A 25,959-nucleotide genomic window follows, 5' to 3' on the forward strand; every position below is an offset into this window, starting at 1 on the left:
GCACATTTGGTTGAAAATTGTGCAAATATAAGGGTTTATATATAGAAAGCAAACTTTTATAGGGAAAATAGTTTTTATGGCGGCTATTTGCTAAAACTCGACAGTTATACCTAAAGTAGGCAGGATAGTGCCGCTTTCCTGCTTGAGGTATTTCATTTTATAGCGCTGTTCGGTAACAGGAGCAGACGGATTTTCGATGATGCCCGTACTCATTATCACATCCGGTTGCTTCAGTTTGTTGCCGGTGATATTCTGTATGTCCAGATAGATTCCTATCATGCAGTGATGGAAGTAGAAGGACTTGTCCACACGCAAGTCTAACTGGGCAAAGTTGGGAAGTCGCCCGGTATTATAGTACGCATAGTCGTAGTAGGGCTGTCCTTTGGCATCCCATGCTTCTACGAGTGATGATTTGTCTTCATCATAGGGAGTGTAGGGGCTGCCGCCTATATAGCTTAGCTTGCCTCCTATGCTCCAGCGCCGGGGCAGGTTGTATGTACCGCTCATGTTGAGTATGAAACGGTTGTCCCAGGCAGATGGAATGAAGTCTCCATCTGGGCGGTTGCGGTATTCGCTGCGGTATAAGGTGAAGGAGGATACGAGATTGAACTTGCCGGATGCCTGCCAGCGGAACATGGTTTCCAGTCCGTAGGCCCTGCCGCTGGCTGTAGGGACGAGTGCTTCGTTGCCGGTGACACCGTAATCGTTTCCTTTGCATGCCAACGGAATGTTGTCTTGAAGGGAAAGTGGCATACGGCTGTAACGCTTGAAGAAACCTTCTGCAGAAACCATGAACCGGTCTTGCAGGTGCCAGTCCACACCGAGGCTGCTTTCAAAGACCTGCATGTACTTCAGGTTTTTGTTGAGATATTGCCCTTCATTGTCTTTATATCCCAAAGCGGTGTAGGGAGGCAATTGGTGGTAGAGGCCGGTACTTCCGCTCAGGGTCCATTGTTCCGAGAGTTTGTAGGATGCAGAGAGGCGTGGGGAGAACTGTTTCCATAGCTGCCGCATCTTTCGGTTGTAAGTGTTGCCATCCATACGGATACCGGCAGAAAGTGCCAGACGCTTGTCGGCGGTGGTATAGTCGGAAGAGAAGAAAGCCCCCCAGCCGAAGATGTTGAGTGAGGTTTCGTAGATGGAGAGCGTACCCGAATGACTGCCGTATAGTCTTTGCCGGCTGTGGTTTGCATAGATGGAGTTGTTCAGTTCTGCTCCTTCCTTTAGGGTCCATGCTCCCAAGCGCGTTTGGTTTTCGAAACGCAGGGTGGTCTTTTGTTCTGTGGAGCGTAGGCGCAGGGTCAGGTTGTCTTCGGAAGAGTCATCGTTGTTGCGGTATTTCAGATTGCGGTTGTTCAGGTAGTTATGGCTCAGTATAAGGGATTGTACGTGCCTTCCATTGTAGTGTCTGTAAGAGGCTCCGAAAGTGAATGTTTCCTGATGGATAGTGGGGAGATAGCTGAGCAGATATTCGGCATCTTCTCCTTTTTCATCGGTATTCAGTTTCATCTTGTCAATGCCTGCAAGACCAAGCAGGGTCAGCTCGCTGTGCTCGTTGAAACGGGTTTTTGTTTTGAATTGTCCGTCAATGAAATTGGGCAGGAAGGGCAGTCCCAAAGCCTTGAACAAAAGTTGCAGGTAGGACTGGCGTGCGGAGAACAGATAAGTGGTGCGCTGCCCCAGATGGCCTGCTCCGCTGAGCGAGACTTCCGATGCGCCGATGGTGGCTTTGAACGCCTGCTTGTCCGGATTTCCGTCCTTGAGGCGGAAGTCGAGGACGGAACTCAAGGCTCCGGAGCGGTTGGCGGGGAAGGCGCCCGTATAAAATGTAATCTCGCGTATCAGGTCGGCATTGACAATACTTACCGGTCCTCCGGATGCACCCTGAGTGGCAAAGTGGTTGATGTTGGGGATTTCGATGCCATCCATATAAAAGCGGTTTTCGGAAGGAGAACCGCCCCGAACAATCAAGTCGTTGCGATAGCCGATGGGAGAGAAAGAGACGCCGGGATAGGAGCGTACGATGCGCGAAACATCCCGGTTGGCTCCGGGACTTTTCTCTATTTCCTGCAAGCCGATGATACGCATGCTGACCGGGCTTTCGATACTTCGCCGGAAGGGGGAAGGCACCACCACTACTGTGTTCAGCAGATTGGCATCCTCTTCCATCTCTATCTCGATGAACGGGGTTGAGGCTGAAACGATATATTCGGGGGTGGAAACAGTCTGGTATCCTATGCAGGATGTCTCAAGGCTATAGATGCCCGGAGGTACCTGCTCTATCTTGAATGTGCCGAGTGAATCGGTGGATGCCCCTTTCCCGGGGATGCCGGCAACGAAAACGTTGGCGTAGGCCACGGGTTGTCTGGACTGTCTGTCGATGACTTTGCCGCGAACGGAATAGGTCACGGGAGCTATCATGGCATTCATGGTTGGGCTGATACCTGATAAAAGTATCAGCAATATAAACAATACAGTTCCCACCTTGTACCGTATGGCATTCATGGCTAATCAGACGTCACTAATTACTTTCCCAAGTACCATCGGTACATGCGTTGCACACCTTCCTCGATATCAATCTTATGATGCCATCCCAATGCATGTAACTTACCGGGATCGGTCAGTTTGCGCATGGTGCCGTCGGGTTTGGAAGTGTCGAAGGTCAACCGGCCCTGATAGCCTACGGTGTTGACAATCAGCTCTGCCAACTGGCGGATAGTGATTTCCTTGCCCGTACCGATATTGATGTGACAGTTGCGGATTTCCTTGTCGCCCGGCTTGAAGGTATCTTTGAAGTCGACGTGTTCCATGACGAAGACGCTGGCATCTGCCATCTCCTCGCTCCAGAGGAATTCGCGCAAGGGGGTGCCGGAACCCCATAATCTCACTTCTTCTTCGCTGATGCCGTATTTCCGGAGGATATTCAGAATGTCCTCTTTGCTGCTGTCGCCGTTGATGCCTTCCACCGGACGCAGGTTCATGTCGTGGCGTACGGCATCCCAGTCGCCTTGTTTCAGGCAGTGGGCGAGGTGTATCTTGCGTATCATGGCAGGGAGCACGTGGCTGCGTTCCAGGTCGAAGTTGTCGTTGGGACCGTAAAGGTTGGTGGGCATCACGGCAATGTAGTTCGTACCGTATTGAAGATTGAAGCTTTCGCACATTTTCAGTCCGGCTATTTTGGCGATGGCATAGGGCTCGTTCGTGTATTCCAGCGGAGAAGTGAGGAGTGCGTCTTCTTTCATCGGCTGTTCGGCATCACGGGGATAGATGCAGGTGCTGCCCAGAAAGAGAAGTTTTTTCACTCCGTGGCGGAAGCTTTCGCCGATGACGTTCTGCTGTATCTGCAAGTTCTTGTAGATGAAGTCGGCACGGTAGATACTGTTGGCCATGATGCCACCCACAAAGGCGGCGGCAAGGAATACATATTCGGGCTGTTCCTCGTCGAAGAAGCGGCGTACGGCAACTCCGTCGAGCAGATCGAGTTCTGTGTGGGTCTTGCCGATGAGATTGGTGTATCCTTTCTCCTCAAGATTTTTCCAGATGGCAGAACCTACCAGTCCCCGGTGGCCTGCTACATATATTTTGGCATTTTTGTCTAACATTGTTGTCTGAAAGTTTAATAGTTCATTCAAAGCTCTTTGCTTCTTAAATACAGTTTCTTCACAAATTTCATGTCGTGCTCTGCCATGATGCGTACCAACTCTTCAAAACTGGTCTGCCTCGGATTCCATCCCAGCAGTGTTTTTGCTTTGGTGGGGTCGCCCAGCAATTGTTCCACTTCGGCAGGCCGGAAATATTTGGGGTCGACTTCCACGAGGACTTTTCCGGTCTGTGTGTCGATACCCTTCTCATCCACTCCCTGGCCTTCCCAGCACAGAGTGATGCCTACCTCTCGGAATGCCAGTGTCGCAAATTCGCGTACGGTATGCATTTCTCCGGTGGCAATGACGAAGTCTTCGGGGGTGTCGTGCTGCAGGATGAGCCACATGCACTCGATGTAGTCTTTGGCATATCCCCAGTCGCGCCGGGCATCCAGATTGCCCAGATACAGCTTGTCCTGGAAGCCTTGGGCGATGCGGGCAGCCGCCAGTGTGATTTTTCTTGTCACGAAGGTTTCACCTCGGCGTTCGCTCTCGTGGTTGAAGAGTATGCCGTTTACAGCAAACATGCCATAGCTTTCGCGGTAGTTCTTTGTAATCCAAAAGCCATACTGTTTGGCTACGCCATAGGGGCTGCGGGGATAGAACGGGGTCGTTTCGCTTTGCGGCACTTCCTGCACTTTTCCGAAGAGCTCGGAAGTGGAGGCCTGGTAGATGCGTGTCTTCTTTTCCATACCGAGAATGCGTACGGCTTCGAGCATGCGCAGGGTGCCTACGGCATCGGTTTCGGCGGTATATTCGGGCACGTCGAAGGATACTTTGACATGGCTTTGGGCGGCAAGGTTATATATTTCGTCTGGCTGCACACTCTGGATGATACGGATGAGAGAGCTGGAGTCTGTCATGTCTCCATAGTGCAGGTTAATGGTACGTTTCTGTTTCATGTCGCGTACCCACTCATCGAAGTAGAGGTGTTCGATGCGGCCGGTGTTGAAAGAGGAAGAGCGACGCAGGATACCGTGCACTTCATATCCTTTCTGCAGGAGGAATTCGGCAAGGAACGAGCCGTCCTGCCCGGTAATGCCGGAGATAAGGGCTTTCTTCATAATGTATGCTTCTTGTTATTATGTCTTTTCGGACTGCAATATTCGTTATTTTCCACGAGATGGCAAAATATAAACTATTTCTTTCCCATCACTTTGTCGATAATCAGTGCGATTGCCCCGTCGCCCGTCACATTGCAGGCAGTACCGAAGCTGTCCATCGCTATGTATAGTGCAATCATCAGCGCTTGTGCCGACTCGTCGAAGCCCAGCATGGATTGCAGGATGCCCAGTGATGCCATGATGGCGCCTCCCGGTACCCCGGGAGCGGCTACCATAGTGATGCCCAGCATGAAGATAAATCCTGCAAATAGAGGGAAATCATGGGGCATGCCTTGCATTATCATCAGTGCCAGGGCGCATGCCACAATCTTCAATGTGCTGCCCGACAGATGGATGGTGGCGCAAAGTGGGATGACGAATCCGGCAATATCGGCAGAGACGCCGTTCTTCCGACTTTGCTCCAATGTTACAGGGATAGTGGCGGCACTGGATTGAGTGCCTAGAGCCGTGAAGTAGGCAGGCATCATTCGTCCCAGTAGTTTGAGAGGGTTCTTGCGGACAAACAGTGCCGCAATGCTGTATTGGAATACCAGGAGAAAGATGTGAAGCAGGAAGATTACACCGATAATCTTAATAAAGACCATCAGGATGCCGAATACTTGTCCACTGTGCGTCATGTTGAGGAAAATGCCGAAAATATAGATGGGAAGCAGCGGCAATATCACTGCACTGATCATGCGGATGACAATCTCTTGAAAATCGCGTGCCGCATTTTTCAGTACCTCACTTTTCAGATGAGCCAGGCCCAGCCCCAGTGTGAAGGCAAGTACGAGTGCGGTCATAACATTCATCAAGGGCGGGATACCCACGGAAAAATAGGGAAGAATGCCTTGAGACTCACTGACTTCTTCTAACGGCACCCCGGTTTCTATGAGGGAAGGAAATACCGCCATACCGGTGAAATAGGAGAGAAAGCCGGAGAATAAGGTAGCTCCGTAAGCAATGAGCGCCGTGACGACCAGCATCCGTCCGGCTCCTTTGCCGATGTCGGCAATGGCAATCGTGACCAGTCCCACAATGATGAGGGGGATGGAGAAGTTCAGGAATTCACTGAAAATGGCATTGAATGTTACGAACAGCCGTACCAGCGAAGCCGGTAGGAAATTTCCGAAAAGTATACCTAAGATAATGGCAATGATGATGCGTGGCAATAGTCCGATGTGGAAGTTCTTCATGAGCATTGGTTTTCTGTCTGGTTGAAAAATAGGCTTTCGCTGACAAAAGTACTATTTTATTTTCGTAATTCATACGAACAAATGCTGTTAGCATTTTGTTTCCATATAAAGACAAAATTTACATGAATATGAAGAATTTAAATAAAACAGACATTGGACTTATCGGTCTGGCAGTTATGGGCGAGAATTTGGCCCTCAATATGGCAGATAAGGGATGGAATGTTTCGGTATATAATCGTACGGTTCCGGGAGTGGAAGAAGGGGTGGTGGAGCGTTTTGTGAACGGCCGCGCCAAAGGGAAAAAAATTGAAGGCTATACAGATATAGCCGAATTTGTAACTTCCATTGCCATACCCCGCAAAATAATGATGATGGTTCGTGCCGGCAGTGCGGTGGATGAACTGATGGAACAGCTGTTTCCCCATTTGTCCGAAGGGGATATCCTGATTGACGGTGGCAATTCCAATTATGAGGACACCAACCGGCGTGTGGCATTGGCCGAAAAGAAAGGCTTCCGTTTTGTGGGAGCCGGAGTTTCCGGTGGAGAGGAAGGAGCGCTGAACGGCGCGTCTATCATGCCCGGAGGCTCTGAAAGTGCCTGGTCTGAGGTGAAGCCTATCCTGCAGAGTATTGCGGCAAAAGCATCTGACGGTACCCCGTGCTGCCAGTGGATTGGTCCTGCCGGTTCCGGTCATTTCGTCAAGATGATACATAACGGTATCGAATATGGAGATATGCAGCTTATTGCCGAAGCTTATTGGGTGATGAAGAATCTGCTTGGTCTGGACAATGGACAGATGGCGGAAATCTTTGCTGATTGGAATGAGGGTAAGTTGCGTAGCTATCTCATTGAAATTACCGCCAACATACTGCGTCATAAGGACAAATCAGGAGGTTACCTGATAGATAAGATATTGGATACCGCCGGACAGAAAGGTACGGGCAAGTGGTCCGTTATCAATGCGATGGAGCTGGGCATGCCGTTGGGGCTGATTGCTACGGCTGTGTTCGAACGTAGTTTGTCGGCACAGAAGGGCTTGCGTGAAACGGCTTCCAAGCAATTTGTATGCCGACGCTCGCAGGCGGTGTACAACAAGTCGGAGATGGTGAAGGATATCTATTCCGCACTCTATGCTTCCAAATTAGTGTCATATGCTCAGGGATTCGCCGTGTTGCAGCGTGCATCCGACGCTTTTGCCTGGAACCTCGATTTGGCATCCATCGCACGCATGTGGCGGGGCGGCTGCATCATCCGTAGTATTTTCCTGAACGACATAGCTACGGCTTTCGAGGCAAAAGACAAGCCCAAACATCTGCTGTTGGCTCCTTATTTCAAAAATGAAATGCAGCTGTTGCTTTCCGGCTGGAAACATCTGGTGGCACAATCCATGAAAGAGGAACTTCCGGTGCCTGCATTCTCGTCCGCCTTGAATTATTTCTATTCGCTGGTGTCTGCCAAGTTGCCTGCCAATATGATTCAGGCGCAACGTGACTATTTTGGTGCGCATACCTTTGAAAGGACAGACGAGTTGCGTGGACAGTTTTTCCATGAAAATTGGACGGGACACGGAGGAGATACGAAATCGGGTACGTACAATGTGTGAGAAAGGGGGAGAAGATGATGAAGAAATTAGTGATTGTTATATTCGGCGCTTCGGGTGACTTGACGAAGCGCAAACTGATGCCGGCGCTCTATACTTTGTATAGTGGCGGGCGGTTGCCGGAAGGATTCTCCATTCTGGGGATAGGACGCACCGAGTATACGGATGCCCGTTACCAAGAATATATAATGAGTGAATTGAGTAAGTTCGTAGCTTCCAAAGAGCAGGTGGAAGATAAAATGAGGGATTTTTGCAGCCATCTGCATTACCAGACATTGGATCCCGCCGAGGTTGAAGGCTATCATCTGCTGGACGGACGTTTACAAGAGCTTACCGGTGAGCAGAAACCGGACAACCTGCTGTTCTATCTGGCTACTCCACCTTCCTTGTACGGTGTCATTCCCTTGCACTTGAAGGCGGCCGGTCTGAACCGTCCTGATACGCGTATCATCGTTGAAAAGCCGTTCGGTTACGATTTGGAGTCAGCCAGAAAGCTGAATAGCATTTATGCTTCCGTTTTCAAGGAGCATCAGATTTACCGCATCGACCATTTTTTGGGTAAGGAAACGGCGCAGAACATTCTCGCCTTCCGTTTTGCCAACGGAATCTTCGAACCGCTATGGAACCGTAATTATATAGACTATGTGGAGATTACAGCCGTAGAGAATCTGGGTATCGAAGGACGTGGCGGATTCTATGAAGGTGCCGGAGCCCTGCGCGATATGGTACAAAACCACCTCATACAGCTTGTGGCGCTCACAGCATTGGAACCGCCTGCCGTTTTCAATGCCGATAATTTCCGCAACGAGGTGGTGAAGGTCTATGAGTCATTGGCCCCCTTGACAGAGGAGGATTTGGAGGAACACATTGTCCGCGGACAATATACGGCTTCGGGCTCGAAAGCCGGGTATAGGGAAGAGAAGAACGTGGCACCTGATTCGCGTACCGAAACGTATATTGCCATGAAAATCGGTATTAACAACTGGCGGTGGAAGGGTGTTCCTTTCTATATCCGTACCGGCAAACAAATGCCGACAAAGGTGACTGAGATTGTTGTACATTTCCGTGAGACGCCCCATCAGATGTTTCGTTGCGAGGGTGGACATTGTCCCCGCGCGAATAAGCTGATTCTCCGCCTGCAACCCAATGAAGGCATTGTGCTGAAATTCGGCATGAAGACTCCCGGACCGGGATTTGACGTGAAGCAGGTGATGATGGACTTCAGTTATGACCAGTTGGGCGGGTTGCCTACCGGCGATGCCTATGCCCGTCTGATAGAGGACTGCATACAAGGTGACCCTACACTCTTTACCCGCAGCGACGCGGTAGAGGCTTCATGGCGCTTTTTCGATCCCGTGTTGCGTTATTGGAAAGAGCATACGGATGCTCCTTTATATGGGTATCCCGTAGGTACGTGGGGACCTTTGGAAAGTGAAGCGATGATGCACGAACATGGTGCTGAGTGGACTAATCCGTGTAAGAATTTGACTAATACAGATGAATATTGCGAGTTATGAAAAGTTATGTTTACCATTCGGCTACAGCTACGGCACATGCGTTGATTGAACATTTGATTGCGATGATGGAGCGTGAGCCGGAAAAGACCTTTTATTTTGCATTCAGTGGGGGAAGTACTCCTTCGCTGATGTTTGACATTTGGGCCAACGAGTACAAGGAGGTGACTCCTTGGATGCGGATGCGGATTTATTGGGTGGATGAACGGTGTGTGCCGGCAGAGGATTATGAGAGCAATTATGGTACCATGCGCCGTTTGCTGTTGGATGAAGTAGGCATTCCCGATGAATACGTTTATCCTATTTATGGAGTGAACCGCCCGGAGATTGAAGCAAAGAACTATTCGACGCTGGTTTGCCGCACGGTTCCGCTTTGGGGTGGTTTCCCGGCCTTCGATGTCGTTTTGCTCGGTGCTGGAGACGACGGGCATACCTCCTCTATCTTTCCGGGGCAGGAATATCTGCTTTCTTCCTTTCATCCTTATGAGGTGAGTGTCAATCCCTATAATGGGCAGAAACGCATAGCCATGACCGGCTGCCTTTTGTTTGCTGCGAAGAATCTTATTTTCTTTGTTACCGGCAAGAATAAGGCGGATGTGGTCCGCGATATTCTTGATTCCGGGGATACCGGTCCGGCAGCTTACGTGGCCCACCATGCCGAGCGTGTGGAATTGTTCCTCGATGCTCAGGCCAATGGCGGGAAAATGTCTACTTAGATGTACCGCTCTCCAGAATGCTTACGATGGAGAATAATGTAAAGCAGATGCCTCCCAAACCGGCCAGTACGCGTGCAGGGACAAAATAGGCATTGTGCAGGCCTGCCATCTCAAACAGAAAGGCGGAGAGAAACAGACAAGCCAGGGCCGTGAAGACCGGAATCAGCGGGATGCGGTTGGCCAGCTTGAAAGTGTTCCGCCAGATGGCGGCAAGCAGGATGACTTTGCTGGAAATGCTGTAGCATACCAGTCCCAGGCCTATCATAATATATCCTGTGGAGGAGAGTGCCGGATTGCTGTTGGCTAAGACCAGAAGTCCCCAGAGAATGCTGATGCTGCCCATTATCAAAACAAGGGCCGGCCACCGTTTCCGCTCAGCCTTTGTATAGTTGTTACGTATCTGGCGGACGATGGTTGCAACCAGCGCTACCAGGCTGGAACAGATACAAGCAAGTCCTGCCATGACATGGCCTGCTACATAATATGCATTGTGCTCGCTGCTTTTTGACAATAGCCAGAAGGCCCATATCCATGCCATTACTGCCATAAGGGTGGCAACTGCTATCAGGATATATCCCTGGGAGGAATTGAATGCATCGGCAGGTTGTAGCTGGTCGGTACGTTCCGAGTTGGCGGGAATGAGGGTGAAGCGGGTGGAGGCTGTGGCTGTGGTAGCTACACAAGCTGTGATGAAACCGACTCCGCAAATCACGTGTCCTGCCACGAAATTGCTTGCCGTGGCAGCTTCGTGCATGTAACTCCAACCATAGATTACTGTGAGTACGGCTGCCAGGTAACCGATAACCGGAAGTGCGTATCTGACTATCGGATTGTAGGTATGAATGATTTGTCTAATGATTGTTGCCGCTGTGGCGAACAAGGCAATGCAAATCATCCCTAAGGAAAATACTACCGGACCGGCCACAAATTTTGCCGAATCCAGTCCTTCGTGGAGCACAAAGGCTCCGTAGCCGAAACAGAAAAGGGCCATCAACAAGGGTATGGCCCTGAAAAGAATACTGATACCGTAATTCATAACTGTTGTTTTTAGAGTTTCCCCTTCAAACAGCGTTTCTGCAGCTTTGTTCCTCCTTTTAAGATTTATTTGTGATGAGAAGTGTTTGCCTGTCCGTATTTAGGGAGCCAGCCTCTCCTTTTTCCAGCTGCCATCCGCTTGTTGGGAATAGAGGAAACGGTCGTGTAGCCTGCTTTCCCGTCCTTGCCAGAATTCAAAACGGAAAGGGGTGACGGCAAAACCTCCCCAGTTGTCGGGACGTTTGATACTTTGCCCTATCCATGTTGCCGCTTCGCGGACGAACGCGCGCATTATCTCCATACGGCTGCCGATGACGTGACTTTGGGGTGAAATCCTCGCCCCGATTTTACTTTTGTAAGGCCTGCTTGCAAAATAGGCGTCAGAATCGGCAGGAGCGCATCTTTCAGCTTTTCCTTCAATGTGTATTTGCCTTTCCAGTTTGTGCCATACGAAAGATAAGGATATATACGGATTTGCAGTCAGTTGCCGGCCTTTTCTGCTTTCGTAGTTGGTGAAGAAGATGAAACGGCCATTTTCCACCCCTTTCAGCAACACTGTGCGTGTAGAAGGATGCCCGTCTGTCGAGACTGTAGCTACCGTCATGGCGGTGGGCTCGTACTCATCACTATGGATAGCATCGTTCAGCCAATGGTCGAATTGCTCAAAGGGATTGTCGTTGAGGTTACCCGGTGTCAGCCTGCCTTTCTTATATTCTCTTCTGATGTCAAAGAGTTGTGATTTCATTATCGTGTGGTTTTATCAGGAGTGATATATTGTTTTTCTATGTAACAGTCTGAGAGGGCTGAATGTTTTTGTTTTTCTGCGGAAAGAAAAATATGGAAGAAGGAAATGGCTGTGTTGATACTTAAAAAAATGGGGGTGTGTCAAAATTCACCACAGATTACACGGATTAACACAGAATGAGCTTAATCTACTGATAATCAAAGATGCTTATCTGTGCAAATCTGTGTAATCTGTGGTGAATACCAGTTTCGACACACCCTCGGATATTGGAGATTACCTTATGAAGACAAGTGGAAAGTGGACACTGGCATGTCTGCTATTGTAATTTAAACATTACGGGAACTGTGAATTTACAACGGACCGGTTTGCCTCGTTGCTCACCGGGTTTCCATTTGGGCATGGTGGAAATCACACGGATAGCTTCTTTGTCCAGATAGGGATCTACGCCTCTTACTACTTTTACATCTACGATGCTGCCGTCTTTGTTGACAACGAATTGTACTATTACGCGCCCCTGGGTTCCGGTCTCTTGTGCAATAGTCGGGTATTTTATACTCTTACCCAGATATTGCATCAGACTCATGCCATTATAAGAAAACTCGGGATTCTTCTCTACAACTTCAAAAATCTCATCCTCTACCGGAATCTCTTCATCTACGGTTGGAGATATGGGTTTGATGATTACAGCTTCACCGATTTCTTCGGAAGAGGCAATGGCTGTTTCTTTCACATTGTCATTATCATCCACAATTGTCAATACCTCGGCAATTGCAGGAGCTTGAGGGGGTGGTGGAGCTACTAATTCGGGTTGCTCCGTGATAGGAATTTCAATTTCCTGCTCAAATACGTTCTCGGTAATAGCACCGCTCATGTCAATCCTAACATCACGCTTCGACCATTCAAATGCAACGAACATGAAGACCAGCACAATTACATAACCTACAAGTAGCCAACTTGACTTCTTGTTTTCCAGGCTTGCTTTGGATGTTTTCTTGATTTCCATAATTTACAAGATTATTACCGTATAATGGTTGTCGCGAAACTAACATTATACAGATGTGATTAGTAAAATCATAAAACATGCGTGCCCACTTGTTTCTGTATTAAAGATAAGAAAATGAATGTTATGTTGGTGTTTGGTATGTAGTTATATATAGTTTTTTAAATTTGCTTTGATAATTTTTCTGCTTGTGGATTAAATAGTGTTGATATGTAAAAAGCACTTCCAGCGTTCGCTTACGGAGGAAGTGCTTCACACAAAAACTAAACTAGACTTAACTAAACTATTCTATTGGGGGAGTTTCACAACTCCTATCTGTTCGGTGCAAAGATAAAAAAACATATTTTAATATGCAAAAGGATTCTATAATAAATCGACGTTTTTTCCGATTTTATCGACGGATTAGTCGATTTTTTTAGCTTCTTTGGTCTAAAAATTCTTGAAAAGCTTGTTTATAGCTGTCACTTATCGGGATGTAATTCTTTCCGAACACGATGCGGCCACGGTCTATAATACGTATTTTATTCTTCTGAACAATGTAGGAACGGTGGACGCGCATGAAACGCGAGGCAGGCAGAAGTTCCTCCATTGCCTTCATGCTCATGAGAGACAGGATAGGCTTGGGAGAATCCTCCTCGTAGATTTTGAGATAGTCTTTCAGCCCCTCTATGTACAGAATTTTACTCAATTCGATTTGCACCAGCTTATACTCGCTCTTTACGAAGATGCTCTGAATCTCTTCCTTGGGCTGTTGCAGCAATTCAAACCATTGCACAGCCTTGTTGGCAGCCTGCAGAAAGTCGACGTAGGAGATGGGTTTCAGCAGGTAGTCCAGCGCATTGACTTTGTAGCCGTCTATGGCATACTGGTCGAAGGCGGTGGTAAAGACAATGCGGGTGCCGGAATCGACCATCTTCGAAAATTCCAGTCCGTTCAGTTCGGGCATCTGGATGTCTAGGAAAAGCAGGTCGATGTGCTTCTCGGGCAACTCCTTGATGGCTTGTACGGCACTGGAGTATTTACCGACCAACTCCAGAAACGGGGTCTTGTTGACGTAGCTTTCCAGCAACCCTAGGGCGAGGGGCTCGTCGTCTACAATGGCGCACTTCAGATTCATATCTTTATAATTAAAATAGATTTATACTCTTTCATGTCCTCACTCACTCCTTGCTGCCAGTCGTAATGACCGGGATAGGTCAGCTCCAGACGCTTGCGCACTTGTTCCAAGCCGATGCCGCTTCCGCTTTTATCTGCCACGCTTTTGGGATGATAGCTGTTGGTTATTTCGCAATGTATCTCTCCGGGGCTTTCACTGAAGTGGATACGGATAAAGCTGGGCTCAGTGGGGGAGATGCCATGCTTGAAGGCATTCTCTATGAGGGAAATAAAGATGAGCGGAGCTATTTCCGTACGGCTGTCCGGTCGGACGTCTATCTTTGTTTCCACACGGACGTTGGCGGAGAGACGGATGCGCATCAGTTCGATGTAGTTGCGGATGAAGTCCATCTCCTTGTCCAGGGTGACGAAGTTCTGCTGATTGTCATACAGCACATGGCGCAGCAGTCGGCTCAGTTCCTGCACGGCAGTCTGTGCCTTGTCGGCATCGAAGGCGATGAGGGCGTAGATGTTGTTCAGCGTATTGAGCAGGAAGTGCGGGTTGAGCTGGTTGCGCAGGTTCTTCAACTCGGCTTCCGTGCGGCTTTTCTCGGCTTCCCGGCGGGCGGCGTCCATCTGCGCCCAGCGGCGGCTCAGCTTGATGGCAGCGCTGAGGCCGGCGGTAAGAATCATGGTCGAGATGTCGCGCAAGATGAATATCCATTTGGGAGGACCTATGTGCTGACCGCCATCATCGCCGCGCAGATGGTTTTGGAATGTGTATTCTTGCCAAAGGTGGGCGCCGGTGGTAATGCAGATGATGAGCAGTGTGTTCAGCAGGAGATACTGCCGGATGCGTCCCTCGAACAAGTAGCGGGGAATGAGGAGGCAGTAGTTGATGTAGAATACAAGGAAGAACGAGAGGGTACTGCTGCTACCGTGGCGCAGATAGTCCGCGAGGCTGATGTTGAAGCCGCTGCGTGTCATCATCAGAAAGGGGAAACCGATGACGATACCCCAGACAATGATGTGTATCAGGGTTTCGATGCCGCGGTGGCGTGGGTTAGGGAGCTGTTGTTTCATCATGATACAAAGATACAGATTTTAATGGATATTGGAAATATCCGCTGCCTGCGAAGCAAATCTCTGTTCGCAGGTTGCGGATAAGCGTTTCCAGGTTGCGGATATGTATCCCAAGCTTGCGGATGTCTATCCCAAAGCTTGGGATAGAGATTATCCTTAATTCGGCATAACTTTTCTCTTTATTGGCAGAAAGTTTTTTCTTAATACTTAGAAAGTTTTTCTTTAATACTTTAGGACGTGTCTTGATAACTTCTGGCAAGAGAGAGATAGGTTATTCGTAGCGTATGGCCTCTATCGGGTCGAGGTCGGCAGCTTTCTTGGCGGGATACCAACCGAAGAACACTCCGGTGACGGTACATACGGCGAAGGAGAGGAATACACTCCACGGCTGGATGAAGATGGGCCAGTGGGCAACGCTCTTCACTATCCAGCTGGCTCCGCATCCTATGATGACGCCGATGATGCCTCCGGTGATGCTGATAAGGATGGCTTCGATAAGGAACTGGCTCAAGATGTCGACACCGCGTGCGCCTACACTCATGCGCAGGCCGATTTCGCGCGTGCGTTCCGTCACCGATACGTACATGATGTTCATAATGCCGATGCCGCCCACTACGAGCGAGATGCCGGCGATGCAGGCAAGCAGCGTGGTCATCAGGTCGGTGGTGGAGTTCAGCATGGTGCTGAGCTCCTGCTGGCTGCGGATGGTGAAGTCGTCGTCACTCTCCTTCAGTTTGTGGTTACGGCGCAGTATTTCGGTGATTTCGTCGGTGGCATTGTCCGTCATGTCCTCGGTGAGGGCGGAGGCGAAGATGCCGCTAAGGTAGGTCTGTGCCAGCAGGCGTTTCATCACGGTGCTGTAGGGGGCAAGCACTACGTCGTCCTGGTCCATGCCCATGGAGTTGTAGCCTTTGGACTTCAGCACGCCCACCACGCGGAAGGGCACTTGGTTGAAACGGATGATACGTCCCACGGGGTCCTCTCCGCCGGGGAAGAGGTTGTCTTGGATGGTCTTTCCGATGACGCACACCTTGGCAGAGGTCTGTATGTCGGCTTCGGTAAACATCTCGCCGTTCTCCACGCTGAGCTGCCGGATTTCGAGATAGTCCGTGCCCACGCCGCTCACGGAGGAGGGATAGTTGTTGTTGCCCGCGATGAGCTGCCCGCTGGAGGAGACATTGGGGCTGACGGCAGCCAGAAAGTTGGTTTCGTTTCGCAGGGCTTCGTAGTCGGTCAGCTTCAAGGTCTGCATGGCGCTGGGGTCTTGGCGGACACCGCCGCGCATGTCGGCACCGGGGTGAATCATAATCATGTTGGAGCCCATTTCGGAGATTTGCGCCTGGATGCTTTTCTTCGAACCTTGTCCGATGGCAAGCATCGTGATGACGGACGCCACGCCGATGATGATGCCCAGCATGGTGAGGAATGCGCGCAGCTTGTTGTTGTTCAAGGCTCGCAAGGCTATTTTGAAAAGGTTTGTTCCGTTCATATCGTTTTAATGGAAAGTTTAAAATTAATCCCTAATCCTTAATCCCTTATCCCTCATTCCTCCTCCTGCTTAGGCAATGCTGCCAGGGCTTCGGCTGCATTCTGGATTTGGGTGTTGATGGTATCGTCCTTGATTTGTCCGTCGCGCAGCACGATGTTGCGGCTGCTGTACTGGGCTATTTCGGGGTTGTGGGTGACGAAGATGATGGTGCGTCCTTCGGCATGCAGCTTTTGGAACAGTACCAGAATCTCGAAAGAAGTACGGGTGTCCAGGTTACCCGTAGCTTCGTCTGCCAGGATAACGGCGGGATTGTTCACCAAGGCGCGGGCGATGGCTACGCGTTGCATCTGACCGCCGGACATCTGATTGGACTTATGTTCCAGTCGGTCGCCCAGCCCCACGGCTCGCAGGGCTTCGATGGCACGTCTCCGCCTTTCGGAAGCCGAGACGGAGGAGTTATACATCAGCGGTAGCTCCACATTTTCCACGGCAGTGGTTTTGGGCAGCAGGTTGTAACTCTGGAATACGAAGCCGATTTTACGGTTGCGTAGTACGGCGCGTTGAGGCTTGCTCATGGTGCGTACGGAGATACCGTCCAGCAGGTATTCGCCGCTGGTGGGCGTGTCCAGGCAGCCGAGGGTATTCAGCAAAGTCGACTTTCCGGAGCCCGATGTACCCATGATGGTGACAAACTCGCCTTCACGGATGGTGAACGAGACGCCGCGCAGGGCATGCACGGTTTCGTCCCCCACCTGGAAGTTGCGTTTGATATTTTGAAGTTCAATGACTGCTTTATTCATAATTCTTTTTTTGTATTATTTTCCGCTCTTCTTCTTACTTCCCGGAGGGCCAGGCATGAACGGACTCTTCTCACCTCCGGGAGCTTCCTGGCTCATGTCCGGAGCGCCGCTGCCGGGCATGCTGCCGATGGTGGCTTCGGTCACCACTACGGTACCTTCGTTAATGCCGCTGATAATTTCCGTGTTGACTCCGTTGGAGATACCTATCTTCACCGGATGGGCGGTAAAGGTGTTGCCTTCGCGGGTCCAGAGTTTATGTTCCCCTTCGCAATCCTTCACGATATCATTGTCGCCGATAAGCGGTTTTTCGGGGTTGAAGCGCAGGGCACGGGCAGGAGCGCACAGTACGTCTTTGCGGTCGAGGGTGAAGATGGTGACGTTGGCTGTCAGGCGTGGTTTCAGTTTCAGGTCCGGGTTGTGGGCGGAGATGACTACTTCGTAGGTCACAACCGTGCTGGTGCTGGTGCTCGACGTGCTGCTTGAGCTGGCATCTCCCAGACGAATTTGTGTGACCACTCCTTCGAACACGTCATTCGGGTAGGCGTCTACGGTAAACGTGGCGCGCTGTCCCTCTTCCACACCGCCTATGTCCGCTTCGTCCACGTCGGCCACAACCTGCATCTGCGTCAGGTCGGCAGCGATGGTGAACAGTGTCGGTGTCTCGAAGCCGGAAGCCACGGTCTGTCCTGCTTCCACGTCGCGGCTGATGACCACACCGTCGATGGGAGAGGTGATGGTGGCGTAGGAGAGGTTGCGTTCAGCCTTTGCCAGTGATGCCTGGCTGCTTTCGTAGTTGCTCTTGGCCTTCTCGTAGTTATAGACGGACTGCTCATAGTCCGTGGCGGCGATGAGCTGCTTTTCGTTCAGCGTCTTGTTGCGCTCGTAGAGTTTTTTCTGGTACTCGTATTCGGCCTTTGCACCGTTGTAGGCGGCGCGTTGCGAAGCGAGTTCGCTTTGCAGTGTCACGCGGTCCATCTCGGCAATGAGTTGGCCTTTGGTTACTACGGAATTGTAGTCTACATGAATCTTGTCGATGATACCGCTCACCTGGGTACCCACTTCCACTTCCGTCACCGGTTCGATGGTCCCCGTGGCGGTTACGGATTCGGAAATCTCGCCTTTATGGATGGTTGCTGTGGCGTAGGTCACCTTGTGCTTGGCCTTGGCACCACCGAAGAGCCATACGCCGCCGCCCACTATGATTACGGCAGCTACGGCAATGAGGATGATTCTTTTTTTGTTCATATATATAAGGTATTATAATTCGATTTTTTCTCCTTGATAAAACTTCAGTAGCTGCATATTCAGTATGGCCATGTATTTGGCTTGCAGTGTCTCCTGCTGTGCGTTGAGCAGATTGCTTTTCTCAGTCAGCAGTTCTACGGTATTCTTCATGCCCAGGTTGAACTGCTCTTGAATCAGTTCATAGCTGGTCTGCGTACTTTTCAGTTTCTCTGTGGCGGCGGCGTAGCGCTGCTGGGCGCTGTTGGCATCGAGCCAGAGGGTTTCGATGGTCTTGTACAGCGTTTTTTGGTCGTCCAGCAGGTCCAGTTCGCTGGTCTGCTTCTGAATCTTGGCTTTCTCTACGGCACTCTTGGTCTGCCGGTTGCTGAAGATAGGCACGCTTACGGTGAAGCCCAGCGAGTTGTTCCAGTTCTGTTTGACTTGCTCGCTGAAGGTGAAGTCATTGCCGTTGGCATGGCTGGTTCCGATGCCGGCGCTGAGGCTCAGCGTAGGCAGATAGCCAGCGCGGGCAATTTTGATGTCGAGGTCGGATGTCTGTATATTCAGTTTGCCGGCTTCTATTTCCGGACGGAGCACGAGGGCAGAACGGTAAACGTCCGTTTTGGTGGGCAGGGGTGCCAGTACGTTTTCCGTGCCGAGTGTGGGGATGTAGAGGTTCATCTCGGATTCGCCGTCCAGTTCCAGGAGTTGTTTCAGTTGTAGTTTGTAGTCTTGCAGGGTGGCTTGTGCGGTCACCAGTTGGTACTTGTCGGTGCTTACCTGCGCTTCCAGTTGTGCCAGGTCGCTTTTGGCTATGCTTCCTGCTTCGAGAAGCTGGCGGGCGCGTTCGCATTCGGCTTGGCTCACTTCCAGGGTCGATTCGTTCACTTTCACGGCTTCGGCGGCGTAGAGTATCTGTACGTAGGTTTGTGCGATACTTTCTTCGATGCTGTTCTCGCTCTGTGCTACGCTAAGTTCGGCAATGCGGTTGTTCAGTTGCTGTTGTTTGATGGTGTTGAGGCGTTTCCCGCCGTTGTAGAGGGTCCAGTTGGCATCGATGCCGTAGCTGCCGTTATAGGAAGTCTTGCTCTGGCTGCTGGTGATGTTGTCGCCGTCGATGATGGTGTTTGTCTCGCTCTTCGGGCGATTCACGACACGCTGGCTCACACTGGCCGAAAGGCTGGGGAAGAGAGCGGCTCGGGCGGTCTTTACATCTACCTGGGCACTTTCCGCACTGAGGCGGTTCTTGCGGATGGTGATGTTTTGCTGCAAGGCATAGTCGATGCACGCTTGCAAGTCCCATTGGCCGGGCAGGCTGTCGGCTGGCTGCTCGGAACTGCCGGGTATCTGCGTGGAAGTGCCGTTTTGGGCGGCCACTCCCATGCAGCTTGCCATACATAGCGCTATCACTGTCAATCTTTTTACGTTCGTCATATCTTCGTTATTCTATGGTTTTACATTTGCAAATGTAGTGGGGTGGAGAAAGGATTGCAAAAGTGATAGACGTAGAGTGAATTTTCCTCGCCTAAAATCTTTTTTGTACCGATGAATGGGAGAAGTCTTTTTTCTGTTCAACTTTTCACCTTTTTATTTGTTCTTTATATAAAAGTATTTTATATTTGTAATCATTATAATTTTATCGGCATGAAACAGACTGCGGTAAACATTTGGCGTTTTTATTTGGAAGGTTTTCGAAGTATGACGTTAGGGCGTACTTTGTGGCTTATCATTCTTGTGAAGTTATTCATCATGTTCTTCATTCTCCGCCTTTTCTTCTTCCCACGGTTTCTGAATACCCCCGTGGTGGGCGATGACAAGGAAGGCTATGTCAGTAATGAGCTTATCCATCGGAGTCTGGGCGACTAAACACGGAGACACGGAGTTTATTTCCTTGCCCTTATAAATTCTCCGTGTCTCTCTGTTCTTACCCGATAACTTAAAAACTTAATAACTCATAACTTATAACTCATAACTTGATTCTTATGCTTGGACACATTGACACTTCCCTGATTGACTGGTCGAGAGCCCAATTTGCCTTGACCGCCATCTATCACTGGATTTTTGTGCCGCTGACACTTGGACTGGCGGTAATTATGGGCATCATGGAAACAGCGTACTACCGTACGGGTGACGAATTTTGGAAACGTACTGCTAAATTCTGGATGAAGATTTTCGGTATCAACTTTGCCATTGGTGTAGCAACCGGTATCATTCTGGAATTTGAATTCGGTACGAACTGGAGTAATTACAGTTGGTTTGTGGGCGATATCTTTGGTGCACCGCTTGCCATCGAGGGTATTTTGGCTTTCTTTATGGAAGCAACGTTTATCGCCGTCATGTTCTTCGGCTGGGATAAGGTGAGCAAGCGTTTCCACCTGGCATCTACCTGGCTTACGGGGCTGGGCGCCACGATTTCCGCCTGGTGGATTCTGGTTGCCAATGCCTGGATGCAGAATCCCGTAGGCATGGAGTTCAATCCCAATACGGCACGCAACGAGATGGTAGACTTCTGGGCTGTGGCCACTTCGCCGATGGCTGTCAACAAGTTCTTCCACAGTGTGCTGTCCGGCTGGGTACTGGCTGCCGTGTTTGTAGTGGGGGTGAGCTGCTGGTATCTGTGGAAGAAGCGCGAGAAGAAATTTGCGCTGGCAAGTGTAAAGATTGCCGCATGGGTAGGTCTGTGTGCCGCTGTGCTCTCTGCCTGGACGGGTGATGGCTCGGGCTATCAGGTGGCGCAAAAGCAGCCGATGAAGCTGGCTGCTATGGAAGGCTATTATGAAGGGCGGCAAGGTGCCGGATTGGTAGCGTTCGGGCTGCTGAATCCTGCCAAGCAGACACCGCAGGACGGAGTAGACCCATTCCTTTTCCGTGTGGAAATTCCGAAGATGCTGTCGCTGCTTGCCGAGCGCAAGATGGATGCTTTTGTTCCCGGCATCAATGACCTGCTGAAAGGTGGATATCCGTTGAGCGATGGTACCGTAGCGCTTTCGGCAGAGGAGAAAATAGAAAAAGGAAAAACGGCTATCGGTGCGTTTGCCGCCTATCGTGCAGCCAAGGCTGCGGGCAATGAGGCGGATGCAGAGGTGGCTGCCAAAGTGTTGAAAGATAATGTAGCCTATTTCGGTTACGGTTATATCAAGGACGTGAACGAGCTGGTGCCCAATGTGTCCCTTACGTTCTACATGTTCCGTGTGATGGTGATGTTGGGTGGATACTTCATCCTCTTCTTTATTGTGGTGCTGTTCCTGGCCTATAAGAAAGACTTGTCGCGGATGCCATGGATGCATTGGGTGGCTATGCTCACCATTCCGCTGGGCTATCTGGCTGGACAAGCCGGATGGGTGGTTGCCGAGTGTGGTCGCCAGCCGTGGGCCATCCAAGATATGCTGCCCACGAGTGCCGCCATCTCTAAGCTGGATGTAGGCTCCGTGCAGACCACGTTCTTTATCTTCCTGGTACTTTTCACTGTCATGCTGATTGCTGAGGTGGGAATTATGCTGAAGGCTATTCGCAAAGGTCCTGAAACCGAAACGCACACACCGTCACATAACTCATAACTTATAACTCATAACTCACAATGAATGCTTATATATTTCTTCAACACTATTGGTGGTTTGTAGTCTCCTTGCTGGGAGCACTGCTGGTATTCCTGCTGTTCGTGCAGGGAGGTAATTCGCTTCTGTTCTGTCTGGGGAAGACGGAGGAGCAGAAGAAGATGATGATTAATTCTACGGGACGGAAGTGGGAGTTCACGTTTACAACGCTTGTCACGTTTGGAGGCGCGTTCTTTGCTTCGTTTCCGTTGTTCTATAGTACCAGTTTCGGAGGAGCTTATTGGTTGTGGATGATTATTCTGTTCAGCTTTGTGTTGCAGGCTGTCAGCTACGAGTTTCAGTCGAAGGCGGGAAATCTGCTGGGCAAGACAACGTATCGCACGTTCCTGGTGATAAACGGAGTGGTAGGTCCGGTATTGCTGGGTGGGGCAGTGGCCACGTTCTTCACGGGGTCTAACTTCTATATCAATAAAGGGAATATCGCAGATGCGGCAATGCCGGTTATCAGTCAATGGGCTAACGGCTGGCATGGGTTGGATGCGTTGCTTAATCCGTGGAATGTGGTGCTGGGGCTGGCTGTGTTCTTCCTGGCACGTATCTTGGGAGCGCTTTATTTTATTAATAATATCAATGAGGATGATTTGGTGAAACGCTGCCGCCGGGCACTTTGGGGAAATACGGCGTTGTTCCTGGTATTCTTCCTGGCCTTCGTCATCCGTACGCTGCTTGCCGACGGCTATGCTGTACGCCCGGAAACGGGAGAGGTGTTCATGGAACCTTACAAGTATCTGACGAACTTCCTGCAGATGCCGGTAGTGCTGCTTGTATTCCTGGTTGGTGTGGTGGCTGTGCTCTGGGGCATTATCCGCACGCTGTGGAAGCCGGCATTCGACAAGGGTATCTGGTTTGCCGGTGCAGGGACGGTGCTTACGGTATTGGCACTGCTGCTTGTGGCAGGCTATAACAATACGGCCTATTATCCTTCTACCCACGACCTGCAAAGCTCACTCACGTTGGCAAACAGTTGCTCGAGCCAGTTCACACTGAAGGTTATGGCTTATGTCTCTATCCTTGTTCCTTTCGTTCTTGCCTACATCTTCTACGCTTGGCGCAGTATCGACAATCGCAAGATTGATGCGAAGGAGATGGAAGAGGGAGGACACGCGTATTAATTAAAAATTAAGAATTAAAAATTAAAGGAGGATGTGTCATCTGTGTGCTATTAACTGTTTTGATACATCCTCTTCTTATTCTTTTGTCCGCTTCTCATTTAGCTGGAATTTGGGTACCAGTTTCATCAATCGTAGAATCTGTCCTTGCCTTTTCTTTATGTAAGGGGAGGGGTGTGCTGAGTCGAAGCGTATGGGGTTGGGCAATGTTGCCGCTATTAGTGCGCACTGTCCGGCAGAGAGCTTGGCTGCTGTAGTCTTGAACTTGTATTTGGCGGCAGCTTGTGCGCCATAGATGCCTTTTCCCATTTCGATGGAGTTGAGATAGACCTCCATGATACGTTCTTTGGACCAGAAGAACTCTATTAGTACGGTGAAGTAGACTTCCAGTCCTTTACGTACCCAGGAAGACTGGGGCCATAGGAATACATTCTTTGCCGTCTGCTGGCTGATGGTGCTTGCGCCCCGTTTCCGTTTTCTTGTTTCATTCTCCTTTATCGCTTTCTGTATCTCGATGAAATCGAATCCGTTGTGTGTGGCAAACCGGTTGTCTTCCGAGGCAATGACGGCCATAGGCAGGTGAGGGGATATCTTGTCGGAAGATACCCAAGTGTGGTGCCAGCATGGACTTTCACCCTTAAAGACCTGTTGCACGCTGCGAATAACCATCAGTGGCGTGATGTAGACGGGTACAAAACGATAAGCCACTACCGCTAGGATAGTGGAAATAAAGAAGAATAATATGATGTTGCGGAGGAACCGCAAAGGCTTCGGGAGTTTCATGGAGAGAGTGCCAATGTGATTAATGTGTTAATGTGCCAATATGCATATTGGCACATTAACACATTAATCACTTTACCATATTAATTAGCTGCCTCCGCATTCTTAATCATCTGTTCGCTGGCATACATATATACCTCTACGCGTCGGTTCTGGTCGGCAGACAGACTTTCGTCGTATTCGTTGTATCCCACGCCTTCCACTTTCTTGAACTGGGCCGGAGATACGCCGCAATCCTGCAAATAGTTCTCTACGGCATAGGCGCGGTTCTTGGAAACTTTCATGTTGGCTTCGTAAGTACCCACTTTGTCGGTATGGCCGATGATGGCGATATCGGTTGTCGGGTCTTCCTTCAGAATCTGTGCGAGTTCGCGCAGGGAAGCCTTTGCCTCGTTGCTCAGTGCTGCGGAGTTGAAGCCGAAAAGAATACCTGCCGCAAAGGATACTTTGACAGCCGGCAAGCCGTTTGCATCCGTCACCTGCTCCACTTGGGCGCCTTCAATCTTGGCAGCTTCGGCAGCCTTCTTGTCCATCTTGTGTCCGATGGCAACGCCGGCACCCGTACCTACTGCAGCACCTACCGCAGCTCCAATGGCTGCCCCCTTGCCTTTACCTATCAGTCCGCCGATAATGGCACCTGCTGCTGCACCGGAGCCACCGCCGATTATTCCACCTTTGGCCTTGTTGTTCATTGTGCCGCAACTGCCCAGCAGCAATGCGCCGCACAAAAGTAATACTGTAAATTTCATCTTCTTCATAACTCTTTTTCTTTAAAAGTTGACTTTATCTTTAATGTTGCAAATTTATGTATATAATAACCATATTCTTCTTTCTAAAGTTCGCCAGTTCTGTCCTTTTTTAGAGAATTTTCCTTTTGATGAGGACGAACCAGGCTGTCAGTATAAGACCTTTGGCAACGGTCGTTCCACTTACTGCCCACCAGATGGCATCCACTCCCATACCCATGTGCACCAGCAATAACGCCACCGGAATACGCATGTAATTGCATCCGATGCTGACAATGGCAGGCGGCACTGTCCGTCCCAGTCCGTAGAACACGCCCTGCATGGTAATTTCCATCATCATGAACATTTGCGAATAGCCGTCGATGCGGAGGAAATCTCCACCCACACGGTAGGCTTCGGCCTCGGGTACGAAGATAGAGAACACCTCGCTGCCGAAGAAGATGAACAGTAGTGAGCAGAGGCTTCCGAATACGCCCGTCATCCACATGGTGGTGCGCCATGCTTGCTTCACGCGCGACTTCTGCCCCGCGGCATAGTTCTGGGCGATGAACGTGCTCAGCCCCGTGGAGAATCCTTGCGAAGTATTCCAGGTGATGGCCTCGATTTGTCCACCGGTGGTGAATGCCATCAGTCCGATGTGTCCTCCCTGCTCCGAGGCGGTGCGCGAGAGGAACATATTGACGAAGGCAAATAGCGTGTTCAGCGTAGCCACGGGCAGCCCGAGCTTGAAGATGCGCCGGGTGTACTTCTTTTTCAGCGGAACGATAAAGGAGAAACCTCCGAGCACGGCGCTTTTCCCCCGGAGTTTGTAGACGAAGATGCCGAATACTGTAGCTTCGGAAAGCCATGTGGCAAGTGCCGCGCCCACTGTTCCCCAACCGAAGCCGAAGATGAACAGAGGGTCGAGGACGATGTTCATTATCAGTCCCGTCCCGCTGATGTAGAACGGAATCTTGCTTCGTCCTGCCGCGTTGTAGATGCCCGTAAAGGCAGCGGAGAGAAAGATGAAAGGCAGTCCCGTCGACACGATGCGCAGATAAGTCACGGCGGCGTCCGTGATATGCTGTTTCAGCTCGAAGATGTTCAGGATGGGGCGGGCGAAAAGAAAGAGCAGGCCTCCCCAGCAGACGGAGATGAGCAGGGCAATCGTAATGTTGTGCGAGGCAAAGCTGCGTGCGTCCTCTTCGCTGCGTGCACCGATGGACTGGCCTACGCTGACTTCGGCGCCCACTTTATTGAGCAAGGCGATGGAGCCGGACATCCACGTCAGTATGCCTACCGCACCTACTGCAGCCATGGACTCACTGCCCAGACGCCCTACCCATGCCATGTCCGTCAGGCTGTAGGCCATCTGGATGAACGAGGTGGCCATGATGGGCATTGCCAGCGTGAAAAGCTGGCGGTTGATGGGGCCTTGTGTCAGATTCTTTGTTCCTTGCACGTTGACGGGTTTTTAGGTAAACAATGT

The 25,959-nt window shown here is 50.4% G+C and carries 23 protein-coding genes; 6 read left to right on the forward strand and 17 right to left on the reverse strand.

Annotated elements, in window-relative coordinates; genetic code table 11:
• Positions 1-90: 90 nt before the first annotated feature.
• The 4 genes from DXD78_RS02745 to DXD78_RS02760 all read right to left on the reverse strand — a co-directional run bounded on the left by DXD78_RS02745 (position 91) and on the right by DXD78_RS02760 (position 5,940).
• Positions 91-2,505, reverse strand: coding sequence for a TonB-dependent receptor (locus tag DXD78_RS02745; protein ID WP_034528698.1), 2,415 nt, complete (start codon positions 2,503-2,505; stop codon positions 91-93).
• A gap of 20 nt (positions 2,506-2,525) precedes the next feature.
• Positions 2,526-3,602, reverse strand: coding sequence for a GDP-L-fucose synthase (locus tag DXD78_RS02750; protein ID WP_022401522.1), 1,077 nt, complete (start codon positions 3,600-3,602; stop codon positions 2,526-2,528).
• A gap of 26 nt (positions 3,603-3,628) precedes the next feature.
• Positions 3,629-4,705, reverse strand: a complete 1,077-nt coding sequence (gmd, locus tag DXD78_RS02755) for a GDP-mannose 4,6-dehydratase (RefSeq protein ID WP_005836261.1) — start codon at positions 4,703-4,705, stop codon at positions 3,629-3,631.
• 74 nt (positions 4,706-4,779) lie between these two features.
• Positions 4,780-5,940, reverse strand: a complete 1,161-nt coding sequence (locus DXD78_RS02760) for a dicarboxylate/amino acid:cation symporter (RefSeq protein WP_005837656.1) — start codon at positions 5,938-5,940, stop codon at positions 4,780-4,782.
• A gap of 128 nt (positions 5,941-6,068) precedes the next feature.
• Here DXD78_RS02760 and gnd point away from each other — a divergent pair, with 128 nt between their 5' ends.
• The 3 genes from gnd to pgl are packed head-to-tail and all read left to right on the forward strand — an operon-like array spanning position 6,069 to position 9,771.
• Complete coding sequence (gene gnd / locus DXD78_RS02765) at positions 6,069-7,544, forward strand: decarboxylating NADP(+)-dependent phosphogluconate dehydrogenase (RefSeq protein ID WP_034528970.1); 1,476 nt, start codon at positions 6,069-6,071, stop codon at positions 7,542-7,544.
• Positions 7,545-7,561: 17 nt separating this feature from the next.
• Positions 7,562-9,058, forward strand: a complete 1,497-nt coding sequence (gene zwf, locus DXD78_RS02770) for a glucose-6-phosphate dehydrogenase (RefSeq protein WP_034528973.1) — start codon at positions 7,562-7,564, stop codon at positions 9,056-9,058.
• Positions 9,055-9,771 (forward strand): 6-phosphogluconolactonase, encoded by a 717-nt coding sequence (gene pgl, locus DXD78_RS02775; protein ID WP_009036872.1) that lies wholly within the window; start codon positions 9,055-9,057, stop codon positions 9,769-9,771. Before zwf ends, pgl begins: the two co-directional genes overlap by 4 nt.
• On the opposite strand, the gene DXD78_RS02780 is transcribed toward pgl, so the two are convergent.
• The 10 genes from DXD78_RS02780 to DXD78_RS02825 all read right to left on the reverse strand — a co-directional run bounded on the left by DXD78_RS02780 (position 9,764) and on the right by DXD78_RS02825 (position 19,676).
• Positions 9,764-10,807, reverse strand: a complete 1,044-nt coding sequence (locus DXD78_RS02780; protein ID WP_009036873.1) for a DUF2776 family protein — start codon at positions 10,805-10,807, stop codon at positions 9,764-9,766. The two genes, pgl and DXD78_RS02780, sit on opposite strands and share 8 nt — an antisense overlap.
• 99 nt (positions 10,808-10,906) lie before the next feature.
• Positions 10,907-11,551, reverse strand: a complete 645-nt coding sequence (pdxH, locus tag DXD78_RS02785; protein WP_005828057.1) for a pyridoxamine 5'-phosphate oxidase — start codon at positions 11,549-11,551, stop codon at positions 10,907-10,909.
• Positions 11,552-11,867: 316 nt separating this feature from the next.
• Complete coding sequence (locus DXD78_RS02790) at positions 11,868-12,554, reverse strand: energy transducer TonB (RefSeq protein WP_005828058.1); 687 nt, start codon at positions 12,552-12,554, stop codon at positions 11,868-11,870.
• A 412-nt stretch (positions 12,555-12,966) separates the two neighbouring features.
• Positions 12,967-13,668 carry a LytTR family DNA-binding domain-containing protein gene (locus DXD78_RS02795; protein ID WP_005836276.1) on the reverse strand — a complete coding sequence of 234 codons (702 nt, stop codon included), beginning with the start codon at positions 13,666-13,668 and terminating at the stop codon, positions 12,967-12,969.
• Positions 13,665-14,732 (reverse strand): sensor histidine kinase, encoded by a 1,068-nt coding sequence (locus DXD78_RS02800; protein ID WP_034528704.1) that lies wholly within the window; start codon positions 14,730-14,732, stop codon positions 13,665-13,667. Before DXD78_RS02800 ends, DXD78_RS02795 begins: the two co-directional genes overlap by 4 nt.
• Complete coding sequence (locus DXD78_RS02805) at positions 14,710-14,988, reverse strand: hypothetical protein (RefSeq protein WP_009036876.1); 279 nt, start codon at positions 14,986-14,988, stop codon at positions 14,710-14,712. Before DXD78_RS02805 ends, DXD78_RS02800 begins: the two co-directional genes overlap by 23 nt.
• Positions 14,989-15,000: 12 nt before the next feature.
• On the reverse strand, positions 15,001-16,218 hold the full coding sequence (locus tag DXD78_RS02810; RefSeq protein ID WP_117652477.1) for an ABC transporter permease: 1,218 nt from the start codon (positions 16,216-16,218) through the stop codon (positions 15,001-15,003).
• Between the two features lie 53 nt (positions 16,219-16,271).
• A complete protein-coding gene (locus tag DXD78_RS02815; protein ID WP_117652478.1) occupies positions 16,272-17,018 on the reverse strand; it encodes an ABC transporter ATP-binding protein in 747 nt (248 codons plus the stop codon).
• Positions 17,019-17,033: 15 nt separating this feature from the next.
• On the reverse strand, positions 17,034-18,263 hold the full coding sequence (locus tag DXD78_RS02820) for an efflux RND transporter periplasmic adaptor subunit (RefSeq protein ID WP_005828067.1): 1,230 nt from the start codon (positions 18,261-18,263) through the stop codon (positions 17,034-17,036).
• A gap of 12 nt (positions 18,264-18,275) precedes the next feature.
• Positions 18,276-19,676, reverse strand: a complete 1,401-nt coding sequence (locus DXD78_RS02825) for a TolC family protein (RefSeq protein WP_117652479.1) — start codon at positions 19,674-19,676, stop codon at positions 18,276-18,278.
• A gap of 210 nt (positions 19,677-19,886) precedes the next feature.
• Here DXD78_RS02825 and DXD78_RS02830 point away from each other — a divergent pair, with 210 nt between their 5' ends.
• The 3 genes from DXD78_RS02830 to DXD78_RS02840 all read left to right on the forward strand — a co-directional run bounded on the left by DXD78_RS02830 (position 19,887) and on the right by DXD78_RS02840 (position 22,968).
• A complete protein-coding gene (locus tag DXD78_RS02830) occupies positions 19,887-20,108 on the forward strand; it encodes a DUF4492 domain-containing protein (protein WP_005836288.1) in 222 nt (73 codons plus the stop codon).
• Positions 20,109-20,224: 116 nt separating this feature from the next.
• Positions 20,225-21,799, forward strand: a complete 1,575-nt coding sequence (locus tag DXD78_RS02835) for a cytochrome ubiquinol oxidase subunit I (RefSeq protein ID WP_117652530.1) — start codon at positions 20,225-20,227, stop codon at positions 21,797-21,799.
• Positions 21,800-21,819: 20 nt separating this feature from the next.
• Positions 21,820-22,968, forward strand: a complete 1,149-nt coding sequence (locus tag DXD78_RS02840) for a cytochrome d ubiquinol oxidase subunit II (protein ID WP_005828073.1) — start codon at positions 21,820-21,822, stop codon at positions 22,966-22,968.
• A gap of 75 nt (positions 22,969-23,043) precedes the next feature.
• On the opposite strand, the gene mtgA is transcribed toward DXD78_RS02840, so the two are convergent.
• The 3 genes from mtgA to DXD78_RS02855 all read right to left on the reverse strand — a co-directional run bounded on the left by mtgA (position 23,044) and on the right by DXD78_RS02855 (position 25,932).
• Entirely contained in the window at positions 23,044-23,748 is a 705-nt protein-coding gene (gene mtgA, locus DXD78_RS02845; protein WP_005828075.1) for a monofunctional biosynthetic peptidoglycan transglycosylase, read from the reverse strand.
• An 80-nt stretch (positions 23,749-23,828) separates the two neighbouring features.
• Positions 23,829-24,503, reverse strand: coding sequence for an OmpA family protein (locus DXD78_RS02850; RefSeq protein WP_005828077.1), 675 nt, complete (start codon positions 24,501-24,503; stop codon positions 23,829-23,831).
• A gap of 100 nt (positions 24,504-24,603) precedes the next feature.
• A complete protein-coding gene (locus DXD78_RS02855) occupies positions 24,604-25,932 on the reverse strand; it encodes an MATE family efflux transporter (RefSeq protein ID WP_005828079.1) in 1,329 nt (442 codons plus the stop codon).
• Between the last annotated feature and the right edge of the window lie 27 nt (positions 25,933-25,959).

Source organism: Bacteroides sp. D20, assembly GCF_003436255.1.
Lineage (GTDB): Bacteria > Bacteroidota > Bacteroidia > Bacteroidales > Bacteroidaceae > Bacteroides > Bacteroides uniformis.

Coding starts and splice junctions, on each gene's coding strand:
- DXD78_RS02745 (WP_034528698.1), bottom strand. CDS start 2,505: ATGAATGCCATACGGTACAAGGTGGGAACTGTATTGTTTATATTGCTG.
- DXD78_RS02750 (WP_022401522.1), bottom strand. CDS start 3,602: ATGTTAGACAAAAATGCCAAAATATATGTAGCAGGCCACCGGGGACTG.
- gmd (WP_005836261.1), bottom strand. CDS start 4,705: ATGAAGAAAGCCCTTATCTCCGGCATTACCGGGCAGGACGGCTCGTTC.
- DXD78_RS02760 (WP_005837656.1), bottom strand. CDS start 5,940: ATGAAGAACTTCCACATCGGACTATTGCCACGCATCATCATTGCCATT.
- gnd (WP_034528970.1), top strand. CDS start 6,069: ATGAAGAATTTAAATAAAACAGACATTGGACTTATCGGTCTGGCAGTT.
- zwf (WP_034528973.1), top strand. CDS start 7,562: ATGAAGAAATTAGTGATTGTTATATTCGGCGCTTCGGGTGACTTGACG.
- pgl (WP_009036872.1), top strand. CDS start 9,055: ATGAAAAGTTATGTTTACCATTCGGCTACAGCTACGGCACATGCGTTG.
- DXD78_RS02780 (WP_009036873.1), bottom strand. CDS start 10,807: ATGAATTACGGTATCAGTATTCTTTTCAGGGCCATACCCTTGTTGATG.
- pdxH (WP_005828057.1), bottom strand. CDS start 11,551: ATGAAATCACAACTCTTTGACATCAGAAGAGAATATAAGAAAGGCAGG.
- DXD78_RS02790 (WP_005828058.1), bottom strand. CDS start 12,554: ATGGAAATCAAGAAAACATCCAAAGCAAGCCTGGAAAACAAGAAGTCA.
- DXD78_RS02795 (WP_005836276.1), bottom strand. CDS start 13,668: ATGAATCTGAAGTGCGCCATTGTAGACGACGAGCCCCTCGCCCTAGGG.
- DXD78_RS02800 (WP_034528704.1), bottom strand. CDS start 14,732: ATGATGAAACAACAGCTCCCTAACCCACGCCACCGCGGCATCGAAACC.
- DXD78_RS02810 (WP_117652477.1), bottom strand. CDS start 16,218: ATGAACGGAACAAACCTTTTCAAAATAGCCTTGCGAGCCTTGAACAAC.
- DXD78_RS02815 (WP_117652478.1), bottom strand. CDS start 17,018: ATGAATAAAGCAGTCATTGAACTTCAAAATATCAAACGCAACTTCCAG.
- DXD78_RS02820 (WP_005828067.1), bottom strand. CDS start 18,263: ATGAACAAAAAAAGAATCATCCTCATTGCCGTAGCTGCCGTAATCATA.
- DXD78_RS02825 (WP_117652479.1), bottom strand. CDS start 19,676: ATGACGAACGTAAAAAGATTGACAGTGATAGCGCTATGTATGGCAAGC.
- DXD78_RS02830 (WP_005836288.1), top strand. CDS start 19,887: ATGAAACAGACTGCGGTAAACATTTGGCGTTTTTATTTGGAAGGTTTT.
- DXD78_RS02835 (WP_117652530.1), top strand. CDS start 20,225: ATGCTTGGACACATTGACACTTCCCTGATTGACTGGTCGAGAGCCCAA.
- DXD78_RS02840 (WP_005828073.1), top strand. CDS start 21,820: ATGAATGCTTATATATTTCTTCAACACTATTGGTGGTTTGTAGTCTCC.
- mtgA (WP_005828075.1), bottom strand. CDS start 23,748: ATGAAACTCCCGAAGCCTTTGCGGTTCCTCCGCAACATCATATTATTC.
- DXD78_RS02850 (WP_005828077.1), bottom strand. CDS start 24,503: ATGAAGAAGATGAAATTTACAGTATTACTTTTGTGCGGCGCATTGCTG.